Genomic DNA, 18507 nt, shown 5'->3' with positions numbered 1-18507 from the left:
CATGGCGATGTCGCGGGCGATCGGCCTGATGAGCGGCACCTCGCTCGATGGCGTCGACGTCGCGCTGATCGAGACCGACGGCGAGGCCGTCCGGGTGATCAAGGGGCACAACAACTTCCTCGAACCGCTCGGGCCCACCGGCTATCGCGGCTATTCGGACGAGGAGAAGGCCCTCCTGCGCGCCGCCACCAAGGATGCCGAGGTGATCCTCCATCCCGGCGACCGTCCCGGCCGCCTGCCGGATGCGGAGGTCTTCGTCACCGATGCCCATGCCGAGGCGGTGGAGCGGTTCCTCGCCGAGAACGGCCTTACGGCCTCCGACATCGACGTGATCGGTTTCCACGGGCAAACGGTGATCCACCGGCCGGACCATCGTATCTCGGTCCAGATCGGCGATGGGCAGGCCCTGGCCAACCGGCTCGGCATCCCCGTGGTGTCGGACCTGCGGCGGGCCGACGTCGAGGCGGGCGGGCAGGGGGCGCCCCTGGTGCCGGTCTTCCACAAGGCGTTGGCGGAGGCGTCGGGCTTCACCGGGCCCGTCGGCATCCTGAATATCGGCGGCGTCGCCAATGCCACGCTCATCGATTCCAAGGGCGGCGTCATCGCGTTCGATACCGGGCCCGGCAACGCCCTTATCGACGAGTGGATGCAGGAGCGCGAGGGCAAGAACCTCGACGACGGCGGCCGGACCGCGGCCCGCGGACGGCCGGACGAGCCTCTGCTGGCGTGGCTGCTGACCCACCCGTTCTTCTTCCGCAAGCCGCCGAAGTCCCTCGATCGGAACTGGTTTTCGCACAAGCTCGCCGGGCAACTCTCGACGGAGGACGGGGCGGCGACGCTGACGGCCTTCACGGCGCGGGCGGTGGCCCGCGCCCTCGACCACGCCCCGGAGATCCCCACTCGCTGGATCGTGGCCGGCGGCGGCGCGCGGAACGGTGAGCTCGTCCGCCTTCTGAACTACCATCTGCGTGCGGAGATCACGACGGCGGACGCCATCGGCTGGTCCTCGGCCTATCTGGAGGCGCAGGCTTTCGCCTTCCTGGCTGTCCGCTCGCAGAAGGGCTTGCCGATCACCTTTCCCTCGACCACGGGGGTCCGTGAGCCCATCACCGGCGGGAGCCTTGCGACGCCCGAGGCCTGACGTCCGGTGAGCCTGGGTTACGCCCTCCGGCGCATCGTCGAGGAATACCCCCTCGCCAAGCTCGATCCCCCGGCCGGCCACCCTCTGGCTGCGGTGATCCGCAGGGGCGCGCCGGACGAGCTTCGCCAGGTGCTCGAGGCGGTGGAGGGCACCTTTCTCGTCAAGGGAAGCCCGGGGCGCGGCACCCATTGGGCGGCAGTGCCGTGGCTGGCGGTGTTCGATCCCGCCGTGACCACGAGTGCCACGCGGGGCTACTATCTCGTCTACCTCTTCCCCGCCGACCGGGAGCGGGTCCACCTGTCCCTGGCACAGGGCACCGTCGCGGCCTTGCGGGAGCACGGCCCGCGGGCGTTGGAGCACCTGCGGGCCAGCGGCGACCGGCTTCGGCAGCGTCTGGCCGACTTTGCCGGCCGCTTACCCCTCGCCGACCTGCGGCTTGGGACGACGGGCGAGTTGCCGGAGGGCTATGAGGCGGCCCACATCCTCGGACTCAGCTACGGGCTGAACGATCTCGCCGACGAGCGCCGCCTGCGGGAGGATCTCGCCTTGGGCGTCGAGGCGTACCGGGCGCTGAAGTCCCGGGGCGGGCTAGACGCGTAAGGGTGGGCGCCGTTCGGTGCGCTCCTCTCGGCGCTGAACAGGATGTCAGCCTCAACCGCATTCCCACCCCATCCCTCATCCTGAGGCGCCGACGCGAAAGGCGCCGACGCGAAGCGTCGGCCTCGAAGGAGGCCTCCAGGTTCCGCGCGATCCCTGGAGCCCTCCTTCGTGGCCGCTGACGCGGCACCTCAGGATGAGGGAGGGGGTGGGACAAATTACAGTGTCGTTCCGCCTTAGTCGGCGGAACGTGATCGAGACCGGTGTCAGCCGATCTCGTCCGTATGGACATCGAACCGGGCGAGGTTGGCGAAGCCGAAATTCGTGGAGATGGCGCAATCGGTGGCGTCGCGCCCCCGGGCCATGACGATGCGGCCGATCCTCGGGCGGTTGTGGCGGGCATCGAACGTGTACCAGCGTGGTCCCTCGGGGCCTTCCAAGAAGACCTCGAACCACGCGGAGAAATCCATGGGCGCCGGATCCTTCGGCACGCCGATGTCGCCTAGATACCCGGTCGCGTAGCGCGCCGGGAAGTTCATACAGCGGCAGAAGGCGATGGCGAGGTGGGCGAAGTCCCGGCACACCCCTTCCCGTTGCATGAAGCCGTCATGGGCGGTGCGGGTGGCGTCCGCGCGCTGGTAGTCGAACCGGATCCGGTCATGGACGTAGTCCACGATCGCCTGGACACGCCCCCAGCCCTCCGGCGCCGAGCCGAACAGCGACCACGCCGTCTGCGAAAGCTTGTCCGTGTCGCAGTAGCGGGAGCCGAGCAGGTAGACGAGCACAGCATCGGGCAGATCCTGCACGGGGATCTGTTTCGCCTCGGGCACCACGGGATCCGGCAGTCCGCTGTCGGCGACCTCAAAATCCGCGGAGACCGTGAAGCGTCCGGGGGGCGTCATGATCCGGTGGCAGAGGTTGCCAAAATCGTCCCGGTACTCGTGCACATTCACCGGCGGATCGAAGGTCAGGACGTGCGGCGTCAGCACGTCCGGCATCCGCGTGGGATGCACACTCAGCATCAGGATCATCGGTGTGGGCTGTAGCATCTCGTAGGCAATGTCGAAGCCGGTTCTGATCCGCATCTCACCCACCCTTTCCGCCACAACCGCAACGCGAGACTCGTGCCAACGGTCGGACCCGACCACCGGCAAATGACTTCGCATCACACTCAACGCAGCGGCGGGGCGGCGTTCCCCGCCAAGCCATGAACGTTGTCGTCCGCTGATTCGGTGACGTCGACCTCGACGATCATGCCGAGGTCGTCACTGGACAGGCCGAAGAAGGATCCCTGAAGGGGCAGAGCCTGGGCCGGGGCGCGGGCCACGGCGACGCGGATCAGGTCGCGGTTGCCGACGATTCCGTTGGTGGGATCGAACTCGACCCAGCCTGCGCCGGGCAGGTAGACCTGCACCCACGCATGGGTCGAGCCGCCGCCGACATGGCGCCCGCGGTCGTTGCCAGGGTTGTAGAGGTACCCGCTGACGAAGCGCGCGGCCATGCCCAGCGCCCGGACCGCTTCCATCATCAGCACCGCGAAATCCCGGCAGGACCCCCGCTTCGTCCTGAGGGTCGTCAGGGGATCCTGCACGCCCTTCTCCGACCGGGCGACGTACGTGAAGGTCGCCCTGATCCGCCGTGTCATGGCGGCAAGGAGATCCTGCGTGAGGATTCGTCCCTCCGCGGGGAGGAAGCTCCGGGCCCAGGCGTCGACCTCGTGGCGGGGGTCCGGCCATGCCCTCTCGATGGAGCGGGAGAGGTCGGGCATGTCTTCCACCCCATAGCCGAAAGGGTAGAGCACCGCATGCGGCGCCAGGGGAAAGACCGGGGCGTGTTCGGGCGTATGCTCCAGAGTGATCCGGCCATCGAAGGTCAGGGTTTCGGCACGGGTGTCGAAGGTCGCAACGGCGACGCAGTTTCCGAACACGTCGAACATCCACCGCAGGGTCGCCGGGGCAGGGTCGATATCAAGGCTGGCCTCGATCAGCCGCTGGTCGTAGCTGTCCCGGGGGCGGATCATGATCCGATGTTCGCCGAACGACACCGGGCGGCGGTAGCGATAGACCGTGCGGTGGCGGACGGACAGGATCGGCAAGGGGAACTCCGGGCGCAGACCGGCGTGCCTGCCCCAATGCAAGGGGCGGGCCCGGCCGTGCCACGGTCAGGAGATCGGCGGCGCCGGTTCCTTGGCTGCCCGCTCGGCCTCGATCAGCACGTCCCCCGGACGCCACGGCTTGGCGATGAACACCGCGTCCTTGGGCAGGTCCGGCCGCTGAACGCCATGGCCCGATGTGAGGACCAGGCGAGCCCTGGGCCAGAGCGTCGCCACGGCTCGCGCGAGCTGCAGACCGTCCATTGCCCCCGCCAGCCGAATGTCCGCGAAGACGAGGGCCACTTCGCCACCCCGCTGTCGGAGGACATTGAGGGCGTCCTCCGCGCTGGGGCAGCCGACGACCTCCAGCTCGGTCTCTTCGAGCAGGGTCTCGGCGAGCTGACGGATCTCCGGATCGTCCTCCACGACGATGGCGAGGTGAACGGGCCGGGACTCGCAGGCCGGGCGCGATGCGACTTGGCGCTCCGCCGTCGGGTTCGGTTGGGATTGCTTCACCCTGCGCACGAGGCTGGCGAGGTGAGGGGGCACGCCCTCCGTGATCAGTTCGTCGTAGAAAGACGCGAGCGTCTGACCGATCTGATCGAGTGGAACGCCGGGCGTCAGCGTATCCGATAGGAGCGCGTGCGTATCAGGCTGCGGCTTCCTCAAGAAATTCCCCCGACACAATGTCGCGCCGCACTCCGGTGCGGCAATCTGTGGAGGAAAGTCGGCAACGCGCTGCCGGTTGCGATTGTCGCAGCAAATCGACGACGGCTCGCGACAGCTTTACTGAGTCTCGATTGCCGACGCCGTGTCTGCGTAGGCCATGATTCCTGAGATGGCCTGGACATTCTGATAACGGCTGCCCCGGGCCTGCATCATCGCCTCGAACTTCTCGTGGACCTGGGCCACGGAGAGGCTCAGCGGCTTGCGGTGCCGGCCCCGGCCGACATACCGGTTGGCCGCGAAGAAGATCGAACGGTTGGCCCGGGCCGGGCCCGGCAGCAGGACCGCAGCCGCGGCGGCGGGCTTGTTGACCACCTTGTCGAGGAAGTCCCCCGCATCGTCCGGGCCGAGGAAGTGGGCGAGATAGACCTCCCCCAGGGTCAACTCACGGCCGATCCGCTGGCTGATCCGGGCGGCGTCGCGCTTGAGCATCTCGCCGGCCATGAGCGCGGAGAGGTAGGGGTCCCGGCGCATGTCGAGGACCCGGGCGCGCTCGGCCTGATCGAGGATGACCGGCTTGTCGTTCGCGTCGTTGGTCACCAGGGACGCTTCCTGGGCGAGGCCGTACTTGGCACCGAAGTCGCGCACCACGCCGAGCCACGTGCGCTCAATGAATTGATAGAGGCCGGTGGCGGAGGAGGTCTTGGCCTGAACCGCGGTGATGAAGCTCGATTCCTTGTCGGCGACCGCCATCAGCAGGACCGGATCGGTCTGGACCGCCTGCGCGGCCTTCACGATCGTCTGCACGAGGTGGCGCCGGATCTTCATCGGCCCGAATTCAAGGATGTCGTTCGGATCGCCGGTGGAGGACTGGGAGAGGAGGTAATCGTAGGAGACCCTATCGACGCCGCTCGAGCCGAGATCGGTGTCGAGGTCGTGGACCGGGGCGAAGCTCGCCGAGGCCCGGAGGGTCGCCTTCTCCAGGTCGTCGCTGAGGGCGACGAGATGGATGTTGGGCCGCGGCATGCGGATTTCCGTGGCCGCCTCGGCCGGGGTCACCGCATGCGGCAGGCCGACCTTGTGGAGATCGACCCCGGAGCCGATGAGGGCGCCGCTGAGGGAGCCGGCGATCAGCGTGACGGTCAGGAGGGAGCGGACCAGGGCCGCCTTGCTGCCGTGCGTGGCGCCGACCAGGGGCTGCGCGGCGATGGCGCCGGTATTGCCTTTGCCGAAATGCCTGACCTTCGCCGGACCGGCTTTCGCGACCACCGTCTTCCCCGATCCGACCACACGGCCCTGCATCGCGATTCCGTTTCCCGCCGCGCCGGATGGCGCTTTCGGTTCTGATCTGGCTTGACAGATGTGGCGACAACACGGCCGCGCTTGTGGCGAGCCTGGGGCAATCCAGGGCTATTTCACGGCGTGTCGCTGCCGGAGGCCCCGGAACGCGCATCTTTCCCAGCAGACGCCGAGAGGCGCCGTGACTCCTACCGGTTCCATCCTTAAGAGGACGCTACAGAGGGGGCGCGCTGGAGCGTGTCCCCGGTATGTGACGTGAGAAGCCTGAAGAGTCTGCCTGATGAGCGGCGTCAACGAGATCCGGTCGACTTTCCTCGACTTCTTTGCCAGGTCCGGTCACACGGTTCTGCCGTCTTCGGGGCTGGTGCCGAAGAACGACCCGACGCTGATGTTCACGAACGCCGGCATGGTGCAGTTCAAGAACGTCTTCACGGGTGTCGAGAAACGTCCCTACGACCGGGCCGTCACGGCGCAGAAATGCGTCCGCGCGGGTGGCAAGCATAACGACCTCGACAATGTCGGGTACACGGCGCGCCACCACACCTTCTTTGAAATGCTCGGGAATTTCTCCTTCGGCGACTATTTCAAGGAACGCGCCATCGAACTGGCCTGGACCCTGATCACCAAGGAGTTCGGCCTCTCGCCGGAAAAGCTTCTCGTCACGGTCTATGCCGACGACGACGATGCGGCCCTGCTCTGGAAGAAGATCGCGGGCTTCCCGGACCACAAGATCATCCGCATCGGCACCTCCGACAACTTCTGGCAGATGGGCGATACCGGGCCCTGTGGCCCGTGCTCGGAGATCTTCATCGATCAGGGTCCGGAACTGCGGGGCGGGCCGCCCGGCAGCCCCGACGAGGATGGCGACCGGTTCCTTGAGTTCTGGAACCTCGTGTTTATGCAGTACGAGCAGGTGGAGCCCGGCTCGCGCAACCCGCTCCCCCGGCCCTCGATCGACACCGGCATGGGCCTGGAGCGCATGGCGGCCGTCCTTCAGGGCGTGAAGTCGAACTACGAGACCGACCTGTTCAGGGCTTTGATCGAGGCGGTGGCGCACGCCGTGTCCCGCGCTCCTGAGCCGGCGACGATGGCCTCCTACAGGGTGATTGCCGACCACCTGCGTGCATCGGCCTTCCTCGTCGCCGACGGCGTCCTGCCGGGCAACGAAGGCCGTGGCTACGTGCTGCGGCGGATCATGCGCCGGGCGATGCGGCATGCTGAGATCCTGGGCGCGCGCGAGCCGACCATGTACCGCCTCGTCCCCGCCCTCGTGCGGGAGATGGGCCAGGCCTATCCCGAACTGATGCGGGCCGAGGCCCTGATCGGCGAAACCCTGAAGCTGGAGGAGACGCGCTTCCGCCGCACGCTGGAGCGGGGGCTCTCCATCCTCGACGCCGAAACCCGGGACCTGCAGCCGGGACAGAACCTTTCCGGTGAGACCGCCTTCACCCTCTACGACACCTACGGGTTCCCCCTCGACCTGACCCAGGACGCCCTGAAGGCCCGGGGGATCGGCGTCGACACCGACAGCTTCCAGGCCGCGATGCAGCGCCAGAAGCAGGCGGCCCGCGAAGCGTGGAAGGGGTCTGGGGAGTCAGCGACGGAGGCTGTCTGGTTCGGCCTGCGGGAGCGTGTGGGGGCTACGGAGTTCCTCGGCTACGAGACCGAGACCGCCGAGGGCGTCGTGACGGCACTGCTGTTCGAGGGCGCGGAAGCGAGCGAGTTGACAGCAGGACAGTCGGGTTTCGCCGTCCTCAACCAGACCCCGTTCTACGCGGAGTCCGGCGGTCAGGTCGGAGATACGGGCGTCATCCTCGCCGCGGGCGTCGAGGTCCGGGTCACGGACACGCAGAAGAAACTTGGCGATCTCTTCGTCCACTCCGTGACGGTGGAGGAGGGGACGCTGCGCGTCGAACAGCCCGTCGAACTGAAGGTGGATCACGCCCGTCGCCGGGCGATCCGCGCGAACCATTCGGCGACGCACCTCCTGCACGAGGCCCTTCGGCAGGTCCTCGGCGATCACGTGGCACAGAAGGGCTCCCTCGTGAGCCCGGATCGCCTGCGCTTCGACATCAGCCATCCCAAGCCGATCGAGGCGGAGGAGATCGCCCGCGTCGAAGACATCGCCAACGCCGTCCTGCTGCAGAACGAACCCGTGGTGACCAAGCTGATGGCCGTCGATGACGCCATCGCCTCCGGCGCGCGTGCCCTGTTCGGCGAGAAATACGGCGACGAAGTCCGCGTCGTCTCCATGGGCCTGCCGGTCGCGGAGGCGGGGGCGAAGGCATTCTCGGTGGAACTGTGCGGCGGCACCCATGCCGGGCGCACGGGCGACATCGGCGCCATCACCATCGTCTCCGAAAGCGCGGTGGGCGCCGGCGTACGCCGGATCGAAGCCCTGACGGCCGATGCCGCACGCCGCCACCGCGGCGAGGAATCGCGGGTGCTGGCGTCCCTGGCGGGCATTCTCAAGGCGCCCGCGGCCGAGGCGCCGGACCGGCTCTCTGCGCTCATGGAGGATCGCCGCCGGCTCGAGCGCGAGCTGACCGAGGCTAGGAAGAAGCTGGCCATGGGCGGGGGCGGTACGACGGCCGCCGATGCGCCCAAAGAGGTCGCAGGCATTCCCCTCATGGCGCGGGTGGTGGAGGGCGTCGAGATGCGCGACCTCAAGAGCCTCGCCGACGAGGGCAAATCGCGGATCGGATCCGGGATCGTCGCCATCGTCGGCGTCGCGCCGGATGGGAAGGCCGGTCTCGTGGTTGGCGTCACCGAAGACCTGACCGGCCGCTTCGATGCCGTCGGCCTCGTCCGGGCCGGGGCGGAGGCGCTGGGCGGCAAGGGCGGCGGCGGGCGCCGGGACATGGCACAGGCTGGCGGACCCAACGGTGCGGGTGCCCAGGCTGCCCTGGATGCGATCGAGCGGGTACTGAGCGCAGCGGCCTGACCGCATCGCCGCCACCGATGGCGGCAAAAGCCGCGCGTCCAAAAAAAGAAAGGCCGCAGCGATCCGCTGCGGCCTTTTTCGTTGGACGGGGTATGCGGCGGAATTACTTGCCGCCGCCGCCACCCTGCGGAGCCGCACGGGACGGCTGGCCGGCGTTGCCTGCGGCGGCCGAGTCATTCGAGATCGAGTCGGCCGGCCGCCCGGTCGGCGTGTAGGTCACGGCCGGATCACCGCCGGTTGCGTTATTCAACGGCGTCTCGACGCCCGGGGCACCACGGGGAACGACGACTGTCGTGCTGGTCGGCCCTTCGATGACCTGCGCCACGGCAGGAGCGGCAAGGCCTACGGCGAACGCGGCCGAAATCGTCATACGGGTGAGGAAGTTGGTCATTGGGTGTTCCTTCAAGTGCGTGGGGAACACCAATTGCGCACAATCGATCCAACACGGTCGCGTGGCTTGTGCGGCAGCACACGCTGCACTGCAGCACCGTAGTCAGGGGCAGTGAGGCTCAGCCCGATCACGACCGCACAGGTAGGCCTACTTCATCCGCGTCCAGATCTGGCTCTTGCACAGGAAGCCGAGGACGCAACCAGACACTTCGAGCGTATCGGGCTTGGTCAGCTTCATCGAACCAGAATACGTCTTCCCGTCGTTGGGATTGTACAGAGAGCCCGAATAGCCTGCCCCGTCGGGCTTGCGCGCATCCAGGATCTGCACGCCGATCACGCTTCGGCTCCGCAGGGCCGGGTCCGGATTGTTGGCGTCGAGGCCCTTCCCCGGCGTACTGACGATGGTGCCGCAATAGCCGCCACCGCACGGAGCGATCCTGATCCGTGAATGGCCCGTTTCCGTCAGCCACATGCCGCTCGGATCACCGGGCGAGGCAGCCGATGCCGGGACGGTGACAATCGCCAGAAGCACGACACCAATCAGGCAGAATGGAACGGGCGTCATGGGGCGTCTCCGTGGTGGCGGCGTCACCGGGGCGTTTCCTTAGGAAGGGCCGCCCCGAGATAGGTCTCGACGACTTCGCAGAAGGGTATCCCGTCTCCGGCGACGAGCACAGCATCGACTCCGATGAGGGGCTCATCGGGTCCAGGTGCCGCCGTCAGCGGGAAGGTCCTCACGGCCACAAGATGCCGCTTCGGCGCAAGGGGCCGGACCACTCGGCCGAAGGGGGCGTCGGTCCCGTCCAGGGTGGCGTTCATCGCGGGGGTCAGGCGCGAGGGGACGTACCAATTGTCGGCTTCGGACAGGACGCGGTCCCCGCAGGCGAGGCGGACGTGGCGGTAGCGGATAGGTTCATCGTCGCTCACGCCCAGACGCTTGCGCTGTTCGGCGGTGAGCGGCTTGTCCGGGACGGCTTGGCGATGGGCGATGAGGCGAGCCTGCCCGGCAAGGCCCTTCTCGGCGCACCATGCCTCCAGCACGGCCGTGGCGCTGTCCGCATCGACGATGCGGTGGCGAAGGTCGGCGACGAGGGCATCGGTCGAGGGGGTGGAAAGCGTCTGCCCGTCGAGGGACGGATCCGAAAGCGCGGCTGCTCTCGAGAGCAGCAACGCCGCGATCACCAGCAGACCCGTACGAACGACGTCGCACCCGGCCCGCAACCGACGAGATACTGTGCGGAGATCAACAAGGGAAATGGTGGAGCCTAACGGGATCGAACCGATGACCTCTTCCATGCCATGGAAGCGCTCTCCCAGCTGAGCTAAGGCCCCACTATTTGCCGCCGCGGTTGGGTTCCGCGGGGTTCGCCGTTCCGGCTGGCGGCCGGCGAGGGCGGTTCTATAAGCGCCCTACCGGCCGGACTCAAGCCCCTTTTTGCGACTTTATCGCGGGGGGCTCAGCTCTCTTCGTCGTTTTCGATATCGCCGTCGATCAGGTCGGCCACGTCGTCGTCGCCGGCATCCTCTTCCTCCAGGAAGGTGTCGTCGTCGTCGCCCGAGGAATCGCTGTCGTCGGTCGCATCGTCGTCGGGCGTCGGATCGGCCTCGGCCTCGTCGGCCTCGACTTCATCGAGGGAGACCAGCTCCGGCCCCTTCTCGTCCGTCTCGTCCTCGTCGTCGTCGGTGCTGCGCGAGAGCGCCGGGGGCGCCGCGCGGCTGGCGACCGCCTGATAGACCGCGCCGCATTTCGGGCAGACTGCGGGATCGCGGGCGAGGTCGTAAAACTTCGCGCCGCAGCTCATGCACTGGCGTTTCAGGCCGAGTTCCGGTCGGGCCACGGGGGACACCTCGTCGTCGAGACACTTTGTGGGGAGGCGCCCGGTTAGTCGCGGTCGCAGCCCCTGTCAATCGAGGTGGTCCGCCGGGCAATTCGCGAGCGTTTGCGGGAGGTCACGTATTCCCTGCGCAGTTGCATCGGTGCCCGCGGATGACGAAGGCCGGCGCCCGTGATAACCGCGCCGCGAACAGGCATCCGGCGGGCTTCCGCGGGCGATTGCATCGGGGCTCCACCTCCGACGCCGCCCCGGACTTGGCCCAAGCCCGGACCCACGACCCGAACGGACCCCCCCGTGTCGCACACGCTCGACCCTCAACCCCTCAGCGCAACCCCCGGCGCCCCCCTGCGCGGGCGGCTGCGACCGCCCGGCGACAAGTCGATCTCGCACCGGGCGATGATCCTCGGCCTTCTCAGCCAGGGCCGCACCCGCGTGGAGGGGCTGCTCGAGGGCGACGACGTCCTGCGCACCGCCGCAGCGGCGAGGGCGCTGGGCGCGACCTTGGAGCGCCTGGGTGAGGGGCGCTGGACGGTGGATGGCGTCGGCATCGGCGGCCTGACCGATCCGGCCGAGGTGCTCGATTTCGGTAATGCCGGAACGGGCTCGCGGCTCATGATGGGCGTGGTCGGGGGACAGCCCGTGACCGCGACCTTCGATGGGGATGCGTCCCTCCGGTCCCGGCCGATGCGCCGCATCCTCGATCCGCTGACCAGGATGGGCACGCAGGTAATCGAGGAGGCCGCCGGTGGCCGCGTCCCGCTGACCCTGCGCGGGCCCAAGGAGGCGATCCCGATCACGTATGAGACGCCCGCCGCCTCGGCGCAGATCAAGTCGGCCGTCCTGCTCGCAGGCCTCAACGCCCCCGGCGTTACGACGGTGATCGAGACGGCGGCGACGCGCGACCACACCGAGCGGATGCTGCGCCTGTTCGGGGCCGAGGTGCTGGTCGAGCCCCACGGTCCGGAGGGCCACGGCCGGCGAATCTCGCTCGCCGGCCAGCCGACCCTGCGCGCCACCGACGTGGTGGTGCCCGCGGATCCCTCCTCGGCGGCCTTTCCCCTGGTGGCGGCGCTGATCACGCCCGGATCCGAGATCGTCATCGAGGGGGTGATGATGAACCCCCTGCGCACCGGGCTCATCACGACGCTGCTGGAAATGGGCGCCGACATCGAGCGCCTCGCCGAGCGCGAGGAGGGGGGCGAGACTGTTGCGGATCTCCGGGTCCGGGCTAGCCGCCTCAAGGGCGTCGATGTCCCGGCGGAACGGGCTCCGGCGATGATCGACGAGTACCCGGTCCTCGCCGTGGCCGCGGCCTTCGCCGAAGGGTCGACCCGCATGAACGGGCTGCATGAGCTGCGGGTGAAGGAATCCGACCGGCTCGCCGCCGTGGCTGCGGGCCTCGCCGCCAACGGCATCTCCCACCGTATCGAAGGCGACGACCTGATCGTGGACGGGGTGGGCGGCGCCCCTCCCGGCGGCGGCACCGTCGCCACCCATCTGGATCATCGCATCGCCATGTCGTTCCTCGTGCTGGGTCTTGCGACCCTTGCCCCCGTTTCCGTGGATGACGGCGCCATGATCGCGACGAGCTTTCCGAGCTTCCTGCCGACGATGCGTGCGCTGGGCGGACGGATCGGAGCCTGACATGCCCCTGGTCATCGCCATCGACGGGCCCGCCGCCTCCGGCAAGGGAACCCTCGCCAAGCGGCTCGCCACCCATTACGGCCTGCCCCACCTCGACACCGGGCTTCTCTACCGGGCGGTCGCCTTCGCCTTGATCCAGTCAGGGTTGTCCCTGGAGGACAGGGCCGCCGCGGCCCGTGCGGCAGAGACCCTCGACGCCGGCAGTCTCACCGATACCCGCCTGCGCGACCGGGCGATGGGCGAGGCGGCCTCGCAGATTTCGGCCGTGCCGGAGGTGCGGGCCGCGCTGCTCGCGTGGCAGCGCCGGTTCGCCGCCGACCCGGCAGGCGCCGTCCTGGACGGGCGCGATATCGGCACCGTCGTCTGCCCCGCGGCGAGCGTGAAGCTGTTCATCACCGCCTCGTCCCTGGAGCGGGCCCGCCGCCGGCACCGGGAACTCGCCGGCCGCGGCGAGGCCGCCAGCCTCGAAGGCATCCTCGCCGATATCGAGGCCCGCGACGCCCGGGATTCCTCCCGCAGTGCAGCGCCCCTGCGCATGGCCGACGACGCGGTTCGCCTCGACACGACGGAACTCGACGCCGCCGCCGCCTTCGACGAGGCCCGGGCGATCATCGAGCGCGCCCGCGCCACGATCGGTTGACCCTCCCCATCCGCTCCCCTATTGCGGTGGCCGCCGGCCCCGCTCGACGGGGACGCGAGCGCGTAGCTCAGTTGGTAGAGCAACGGACTTTTAATCTGTAGGTCCTGGGTTCGAGTCCCAGCGCGCTCACCACAGATCCAGAACGATAGTTGATCAATCAGCACCGCGGCGGCGGGCGCACTGCGTTGCAGCGATCCGCCACCGGTGTCCCGTCAGTTTCGGTCCTGTGGGATCGGGCCGCCCGTGGTGGGTTCAAGGTCGCCCTCCGGCCCCGCTTCCGCGGGCTCGGGCCGGCGTGACGGCTCGGCCCTCGCCGGCACTTTCGGCGCGATGGCCTTGGGTGCAAGGGCCGCCTTGGGAGGAACGACCGCTTTCGCCACGGGACCGGAGGGGCCGGCCGGTCCCCGGGGACCCTCGCGGCCCGGAGGACCGGGGGGGCCGGGCGGTCCAGCCGGACCGGGCGAACCCATCGGCCCCGGCATCCCAGCCGGACCCGGTGGGCCGGCGTGACCGGACGGGCCGGGCAGACCCTGCGCACCCGACATTCCCTGCAGCCCGACCGGGCCCGGTTCGCCCTGTGCGCCCGCCGGTCCGCGCTCGCCGGGCAGGCCGGGCGCTCCCGGCGGTCCGGGGGGGCCCATCTGCCCGCACTCGCCCACGACCACGCTGCGCTCTTCCTGCGCCGAGCGCAGGGTCGCGATGCACGTCGCCGGATGGTAGACGACGCGAAGCTCGAAGTTGCCGCGCTTGTCCGCCTTGGTCGGGAACTTGCCGTCGAGAGTAATTTCGGCCTCTGGCTCGTCGGTGGAGCCCAGGATCCACAGCTCTCCACCCGTGATCCGAGCGGCCTCGACCTTGATCCGCGCCAGAGCGGGCGCAACAAGGCCCACGGTTGCTATACTGATACAGGGTAGCAATCGAACAAGCCTACACGCAATCATTCGTGAACCCTGAACAGAAAGATCAGAATTTATATAAAATTTGAACGTCGCCACAGCAACTGTTGCAACGCAATTTGAGGCGAGGACCTGGGGATCACGGCCCGCAGAACGTCGTGGCGCCCGATGAGGGGTGCCGGCGGGGCCATCGGCCGGGCTGCGGATTACACGGCCTGCGGAGAGTGCTACGACACCGCGACAGCGAAGGTCCGACCCGGATGAGGCACCTGCCCCCATGCTCAGCTGGACATCCCAAGGCGACGCCCTGACGGCTCCCGCCGTCGCCCGCAACCGGGACGCGATCCTGGGCGTGCTCCTGCGGGTGTTACCCAAGACCGGAACAGTTTTGGAGATTGCGAGCGGCTCCGGCGAGCATGCCGTCCATTTCGCCCGGGCCTTGCCAAGGCTGACCTGGCAGCCGAGCGATCCGGAGCCGGCGGCTCTGCGCAGCATCCACGCCCATGGCCGCGAGGCCGCATTGCCGAACCTGCGCGATCCGTTGTCGCTCGATGTGTCCTCCGGCGCATGGCCTCCCGTTCGAGCGGATGCGATCGTCTGCATCAACATGATCCATATTGCTCCGTGGGTAGCCACCGAAGGGTTGATGGCGGGGGCGGCGCGTCTCCTTCCCCCGGAGGCTCCCCTCGTTCTCTACGGCCCATTCCGGGAGGAGGGGGTGCCGACGGCCTTAAGCAACGAGGCGTTCGATGCCGATCTGCGCTCCCGGGATCCCCGCTGGGGCCTTCGGCAGGTGGAGGAGGTCGGTCGTCTCGCGGTGTCGAGAGGCTTGGCGTTGACGGAGCGCGTGGCGATGCCCGCCAACAATCTCGTCCTCGTCTACCGTAAGGTGGCCGGCGGGGGCGCCTTGCGCCTCCCATCCGAGGGGGCGTAGAGGCTGAGGGACTGACGGCCCGCGGAGACTTGTGAGCGCGATGACCGACCGGCTTCCCGGCTTCAACACCCTGGCGATCCATGCGGGCGCCGCCCCCGACGCGGCGACGGGCGCCCGCGCCACGCCGATCTACCAGACCACGAGCTTCGTGTTCGACGACGTGGACCATGCCGCGTCGCTCTTCGGGCTCCAGGCCTTCGGCAACATCTATACGCGGATCACGAACCCCACCAACGCGGTGCTGGAGGAGCGGATCGCGGCCCTCGAAGGCGGGACGGCGGCGTTGGCCGTCGCCTCGGGCCACGCGGCCGAATTCCTGACCATGCACGCGCTCATGCAACCCGGCGACGAGTTCGTGGCGGCGAACAAACTGTATGGCGGGTCGATCAACCAGTTCAACCACTCGTACCGGAACTTCGGCTGGTCGGTGGTCTGGGCAGATACGGACGATCCGGCCTCGTTCGAAGCGGCGATCACCCCGCGTACCAAAGCGATCTTCTGCGAATCCATCGCCAATCCCGGGGGCGTCATCACCGATATCGCCGCGCTGTCGCAGATCGCGCGGAGGCACAACATCCCGCTCATCGTCGATAACACGATGGCGACGCCGTACCTGATCCGCCCGTTCGAGCATGGGGCGGACATCGTGGTGCACTCCGCGACCAAGTTCCTCGGCGGCCACGGAAACTCCATCGGCGGCCTGATCGTCGATGGCGGCACGTTCCAGTGGGCGGGGGACGCACGCTATCCAATGATGAGCCAGCCCCGCCCGGAATATGCCGGGATGGTCCTCGCCGAGACCTTCGGTAATTTCGGCTTCGCCATCGCCTGTCGGGTCCTCGGCCTGCGCGATCTCGGGCCCGCTCTGTCGCCGTTCAACGCCTTCCTCATCCTGAACGGGATCGAGACCCTGCCCCTGCGGATGCAGCGCCACTCCGACAACGCCCTCACCGTCGCGAGCTTCCTGTCGAAGCACCCGGCCGTGGAGTGGGTCAGCTATCCGGGCCTGGAGAGCGATCGGTACTACGCCCTCGCCAAGCGCTACACGCCGCTCGGGGCCGGCGCGGTGTTCACCTTCGGCCTGAGGGGCGGCTACGAAGCGGGGGTGAAACTCGTCTCGAACCTCGAGCTGTTCTCCCACCTCGCCAATATCGGCGATACCCGCTCGCTGATCATCCACCCTGCCTCGACTACCCACCGCCAGCTCACCGACGCGCAGAAGACCGCCGCCGGTGCCGGACCTGAGGTTGTGCGCCTGTCGATCGGCCTGGAGGATCCGGCGGACCTCATCGAGGATCTGGACCGGGCGCTGCGGGAGTAGCGTCCGGCCCGTTGGCGGGTGGGCTGACGCGCGGGCCGCTCAGAACACCTCGGCCTCCAGGGCCATCGTCGTCTGCCCGCCGGCCTTGATCCGGGTGAGGCGCAGAGCCGTTTCCGGCAGGGACCGCTCCATGAAGAACCGGCCGGTGACGAGCTTCGCGTCCCAGCGGGCGGCATCGCCCTCGGCCTTCTTCGCGAGGGCGGCCTTGGCGATGCGGCACCACATATAGCCGAGGGCGACAAGCCCCAGCAGGTGCATGTAGTCCGTGGCCGCCGCACCCGCGTTGTCGGGGTTGCCCATGGCGTTCTGCATCAGCCACATCGTGGCCTGCTGGAGATCGCCGATGGACGCCTGAAGAGGTTTGGTGAACGGGGCCATGGCCTCGTCCTCGCCGGCTTCCTTCAGGAAGGCCTGAACCTCGCCGAGGAAGCCCATCATCGCCCGGCCGCCATCCTTGGGCAGCTTCCGGCCGATCAGGTCCATGGCCTGGATCCCGTTGGCGCCCTCGTAGATCATGGCGATGCGAGCGTCGCGGACGAATTGCGACATGCCCCATTCCTCCACGTAGCCGTGGCCGCCGAACACCTGCTGCGCCTCCACTGCGTTGGCGAAGCCCCGGTCCGTCAGGACACCCTTCACCACGGGCGTCATCAGGCCCATGTGGTCGTCGGCCGCCTGACGCTCCTTGGGATCCTCGGAGCGATGGAGGATGTCGGCCTGGAGGGCCGTCCACAGCACCAAAGCCCTAGCACCCTCGTTGAAGGCACGGATCTGCATTAGGGTGCGGCGGATGTCCGGGTGGACGATGATCGGATCCGCCGGCCGCTCGGGGGCCTTTGCGCCCGTGAGGGCCCGGCCCTGCAGCCGGTCCTTCGCGTAGGCGACGGCGTTCTGATAGGCGACCTCGGACTGGCCGAGGCCCTGGACCCCCACCGCCAGCCGCGCCTCGTTCATCATCACGAACATGGCGTTGAGCCCGCGGTTGGCCTCGCCCACGAGCCAGCCGGTGGCGCCGTCGTAGTTCATCACGCAAGTGGCGTTGCCGTGAATTCCCATCTTGTGCTCGATGGAGCCGCAGGACACGCCGTTGCGCCCCCCGAGCGAACCGTCCTCGTTCACGGTGACCTTGGGGACGAGGAACAGGGAGATCCCCTTCGTCCCAGCCGGGGCGCCTTCGATGCGGGCGAGGACGAGGTGGATGATGTTCTCGGCAAGGTCGTGCTCTCCGGCCGAGATGAAGATCTTCGTGCCCGAGATGGCATAGGAGCCGTCGCCATTCGGCACCGCCTTGGTGCGCAGCAGGCCGAGATCCGTGCCGCAATGGGGCTCCGTCAGGTTCATCGTCCCGGTCCAGGTCCCATCGACCATCTTCGGGACGTAGCGGGTCTTCTGCTCCGCCGTGCCGTGGACGAGCAGGGCCGCGATCGCGCCCTGGGTCAGGCCGGGATACATGCCGAGCGCGAGGTTGGCGCCCGAGGCGAATTCCTGGATCGCCGTGTTGAGGACCTGGGGGAGGCCCTGGCCGCCATATTCCTCCGGCACGGACAGGCCCATCCACCCGCCGCCCGCATAGGCGTCGTAGGCAGCCTTGAAGCCCGGCGGGGTGGTCACCGTCCCGTCGGGATGGCGGACGCACCCCTCCCGATCGCCCGCCAGATTGATGGGGGCGAGGATCTCGTCGGCGAGCTTGCCGCCTTCCCTCAGGACGGCTTCGACCACGTCCGGCGTCGCGTCACTGAAACCGCTGAGGTTGGACCGGCTTTGAAGCCCCAACACGTTGTTCAGGAGGAACAGGGTGTCGTCGACCGGGGCGCGGTAATGCGGCATTCGATATTTCCCCACCTTACGATTCGCGCGGCCATCGCCGGGCGGCCTTCGCGCAGCGAGTGTTAAACGCTCCGGGCGGCCTGCAGCAACGATGACGCGTTTTCCCGGCTAACAGACAACGCCAGGACGTCGCAGGGTGTAAGTTCTTGAATATCAACACAATCGAGGGTTCGTCGGCGCCCCGGTTCGGATCAGCAATTTTGAGTTGCAAAGTGCTCAATTAATGCGGCCGTGCGGCTTCGCCTGGACTCCTTAACCCGATGTTTACCAACAAATTTAAT

The 18507-nt window shown here is 68.2% G+C and carries 17 protein-coding genes and 2 tRNA genes; 8 read left to right on the top strand and 11 right to left on the bottom strand.

Translation table 11 applies throughout. The annotated features are described in order from the left end of the window. Position 1 precedes the first annotated feature (1 nt). Positions 2-1141 carry an anhydro-N-acetylmuramic acid kinase gene (locus tag MFF22_RS19555; RefSeq protein WP_238251342.1) on the top strand — a complete coding sequence of 380 codons (1140 nt, stop codon included), beginning with the start codon at positions 2-4 and terminating at the stop codon, positions 1139-1141. A 6-nt stretch (positions 1142-1147) separates the two neighbouring features. After that, a complete protein-coding gene (locus tag MFF22_RS19550; RefSeq protein ID WP_238251334.1) occupies positions 1148-1741 on the top strand; it encodes a DUF3578 domain-containing protein in 594 nt (197 codons plus the stop codon). A 263-nt stretch (positions 1742-2004) separates the two neighbouring features. Here MFF22_RS19550 and MFF22_RS19545 read toward each other — a convergent pair whose 3' ends face one another. From MFF22_RS19545 to MFF22_RS19530, 4 genes are all read right to left on the bottom strand, one after another. Then, on the bottom strand, positions 2005-2823 hold the full coding sequence (locus MFF22_RS19545) for a transglutaminase domain-containing protein (RefSeq protein WP_238251332.1): 819 nt from the start codon (positions 2821-2823) through the stop codon (positions 2005-2007). 86 nt (positions 2824-2909) lie between these two features. Continuing rightward, positions 2910-3833 (bottom strand): transglutaminase family protein, encoded by a 924-nt coding sequence (locus MFF22_RS19540; protein WP_238251329.1) that lies wholly within the window; start codon positions 3831-3833, stop codon positions 2910-2912. A gap of 66 nt (positions 3834-3899) precedes the next feature. Further along, complete coding sequence (locus MFF22_RS19535; protein WP_238251328.1) at positions 3900-4499, bottom strand: response regulator; 600 nt, start codon at positions 4497-4499, stop codon at positions 3900-3902. 117 nt (positions 4500-4616) lie between these two features. Then, a complete protein-coding gene (locus MFF22_RS19530) occupies positions 4617-5798 on the bottom strand; it encodes a transglycosylase SLT domain-containing protein (protein ID WP_238251318.1) in 1182 nt (393 codons plus the stop codon). A gap of 277 nt (positions 5799-6075) precedes the next feature. Here MFF22_RS19530 and alaS point away from each other — a divergent pair, with 277 nt between their 5' ends. Beyond that, entirely contained in the window at positions 6076-8739 is a 2664-nt protein-coding gene (alaS, locus tag MFF22_RS19525; protein ID WP_238251310.1) for an alanine--tRNA ligase, read from the top strand. A gap of 103 nt (positions 8740-8842) precedes the next feature. On the opposite strand, the gene MFF22_RS19520 is transcribed toward alaS, so the two are convergent. The 5 genes from MFF22_RS19520 to MFF22_RS19500 form a co-directional block, all read right to left on the bottom strand. Further along, positions 8843-9130 carry a hypothetical protein gene (locus tag MFF22_RS19520; protein WP_238251308.1) on the bottom strand — a complete coding sequence of 96 codons (288 nt, stop codon included), beginning with the start codon at positions 9128-9130 and terminating at the stop codon, positions 8843-8845. Positions 9131-9277: 147 nt separating this feature from the next. After that, entirely contained in the window at positions 9278-9694 is a 417-nt protein-coding gene (locus tag MFF22_RS19515) for a DUF2147 domain-containing protein (RefSeq protein ID WP_238251306.1), read from the bottom strand. A gap of 23 nt (positions 9695-9717) precedes the next feature. Further along, on the bottom strand, positions 9718-10299 hold the full coding sequence (locus MFF22_RS19510) for a hypothetical protein (RefSeq protein WP_238251305.1): 582 nt from the start codon (positions 10297-10299) through the stop codon (positions 9718-9720). A gap of 86 nt (positions 10300-10385) precedes the next feature. Beyond that, positions 10386-10461, bottom strand: a tRNA-Ala gene (locus tag MFF22_RS19505). Positions 10462-10586: 125 nt separating this feature from the next. Then, the gene (locus MFF22_RS19500) at positions 10587-10967 is read right to left on the bottom strand and encodes a TIGR02300 family protein (RefSeq protein ID WP_238251296.1); all 381 of its coding nucleotides are present in this window, start codon (positions 10965-10967) and stop codon (positions 10587-10589) included. A 291-nt stretch (positions 10968-11258) separates the two neighbouring features. Between MFF22_RS19500 and aroA the strand changes: the two genes are divergently transcribed. The 3 genes from aroA (at position 11259) to MFF22_RS19485 (ending at position 13380) form a co-directional block, all read left to right on the top strand. Beyond that, positions 11259-12608, top strand: coding sequence for a 3-phosphoshikimate 1-carboxyvinyltransferase (aroA, locus tag MFF22_RS19495; protein WP_238251295.1), 1350 nt, complete (start codon positions 11259-11261; stop codon positions 12606-12608). Position 12609: 1 nt separating this feature from the next. Next, on the top strand, positions 12610-13248 hold the full coding sequence (gene cmk, locus MFF22_RS19490; RefSeq protein ID WP_238251293.1) for a (d)CMP kinase: 639 nt from the start codon (positions 12610-12612) through the stop codon (positions 13246-13248). Between the two features lie 56 nt (positions 13249-13304). After that, positions 13305-13380 (top strand) — tRNA-Lys (locus MFF22_RS19485). Between the two features lie 80 nt (positions 13381-13460). Here MFF22_RS19485 and MFF22_RS19480 read toward each other — a convergent pair. Continuing rightward, positions 13461-14138, bottom strand: a complete 678-nt coding sequence (locus MFF22_RS19480; RefSeq protein ID WP_238251470.1) for a collagen-like domain-containing protein — start codon at positions 14136-14138, stop codon at positions 13461-13463. Between the two features lie 283 nt (positions 14139-14421). Here MFF22_RS19480 and MFF22_RS19475 point away from each other — a divergent pair, with 283 nt between their 5' ends. Then, positions 14422-15078 (top strand): DUF938 domain-containing protein, encoded by a 657-nt coding sequence (locus MFF22_RS19475; RefSeq protein WP_238251285.1) that lies wholly within the window; start codon positions 14422-14424, stop codon positions 15076-15078. A gap of 40 nt (positions 15079-15118) precedes the next feature. After that, the gene (locus MFF22_RS19470; RefSeq protein WP_238251283.1) at positions 15119-16399 is read left to right on the top strand and encodes an O-acetylhomoserine aminocarboxypropyltransferase; all 1281 of its coding nucleotides are present in this window, start codon (positions 15119-15121) and stop codon (positions 16397-16399) included. Positions 16400-16438: 39 nt separating this feature from the next. On the opposite strand, the gene MFF22_RS19465 is transcribed toward MFF22_RS19470, so the two are convergent. Continuing rightward, positions 16439-18226: an acyl-CoA dehydrogenase C-terminal domain-containing protein gene (locus MFF22_RS19465; protein WP_238251281.1), complete on the bottom strand. Its 1788-nt coding sequence runs from the start codon at positions 18224-18226 to the stop codon at positions 16439-16441. Positions 18227-18507 lie beyond the last annotated feature (281 nt).

Origin of the sequence: Methylobacterium persicinum (genome assembly GCF_022179525.1) — a bacterium.
GTDB classification, from domain to species: domain Bacteria; phylum Pseudomonadota; class Alphaproteobacteria; order Rhizobiales; family Beijerinckiaceae; genus Methylobacterium; species Methylobacterium persicinum.
This window is presented reverse-complemented; position numbering and strand designations above follow the sequence as displayed.

Bases quoted from the DNA above. Each gene is read 5' to 3' on its own strand.
- MFF22_RS19465 (WP_238251281.1), bottom strand. From the start codon at position 18,226: ATGCCGCATTACCGCGCCCCGGTCGACGACACCCTGTTCCTCCTGAAC.
- MFF22_RS19515 (WP_238251306.1), bottom strand. From the start codon at position 9,694: ATGACGCCCGTTCCATTCTGCCTGATTGGTGTCGTGCTTCTGGCGATT.
- MFF22_RS19545 (WP_238251332.1), bottom strand. From the start codon at position 2,823: ATGCGGATCAGAACCGGCTTCGACATTGCCTACGAGATGCTACAGCCC.
- MFF22_RS19555 (WP_238251342.1), top strand. From the start codon at position 2: ATGGCGATGTCGCGGGCGATCGGCCTGATGAGCGGCACCTCGCTCGAT.
- MFF22_RS19530 (WP_238251318.1), bottom strand. From the start codon at position 5,798: ATGCAGGGCCGTGTGGTCGGATCGGGGAAGACGGTGGTCGCGAAAGCC.
- alaS (WP_238251310.1), top strand. From the start codon at position 6,076: ATGAGCGGCGTCAACGAGATCCGGTCGACTTTCCTCGACTTCTTTGCC.
- MFF22_RS19520 (WP_238251308.1), bottom strand. From the start codon at position 9,130: ATGACCAACTTCCTCACCCGTATGACGATTTCGGCCGCGTTCGCCGTA.
- MFF22_RS19470 (WP_238251283.1), top strand. From the start codon at position 15,119: ATGACCGACCGGCTTCCCGGCTTCAACACCCTGGCGATCCATGCGGGC.
- cmk (WP_238251293.1), top strand. From the start codon at position 12,610: ATGCCCCTGGTCATCGCCATCGACGGGCCCGCCGCCTCCGGCAAGGGA.
- MFF22_RS19475 (WP_238251285.1), top strand. From the start codon at position 14,422: ATGCTCAGCTGGACATCCCAAGGCGACGCCCTGACGGCTCCCGCCGTC.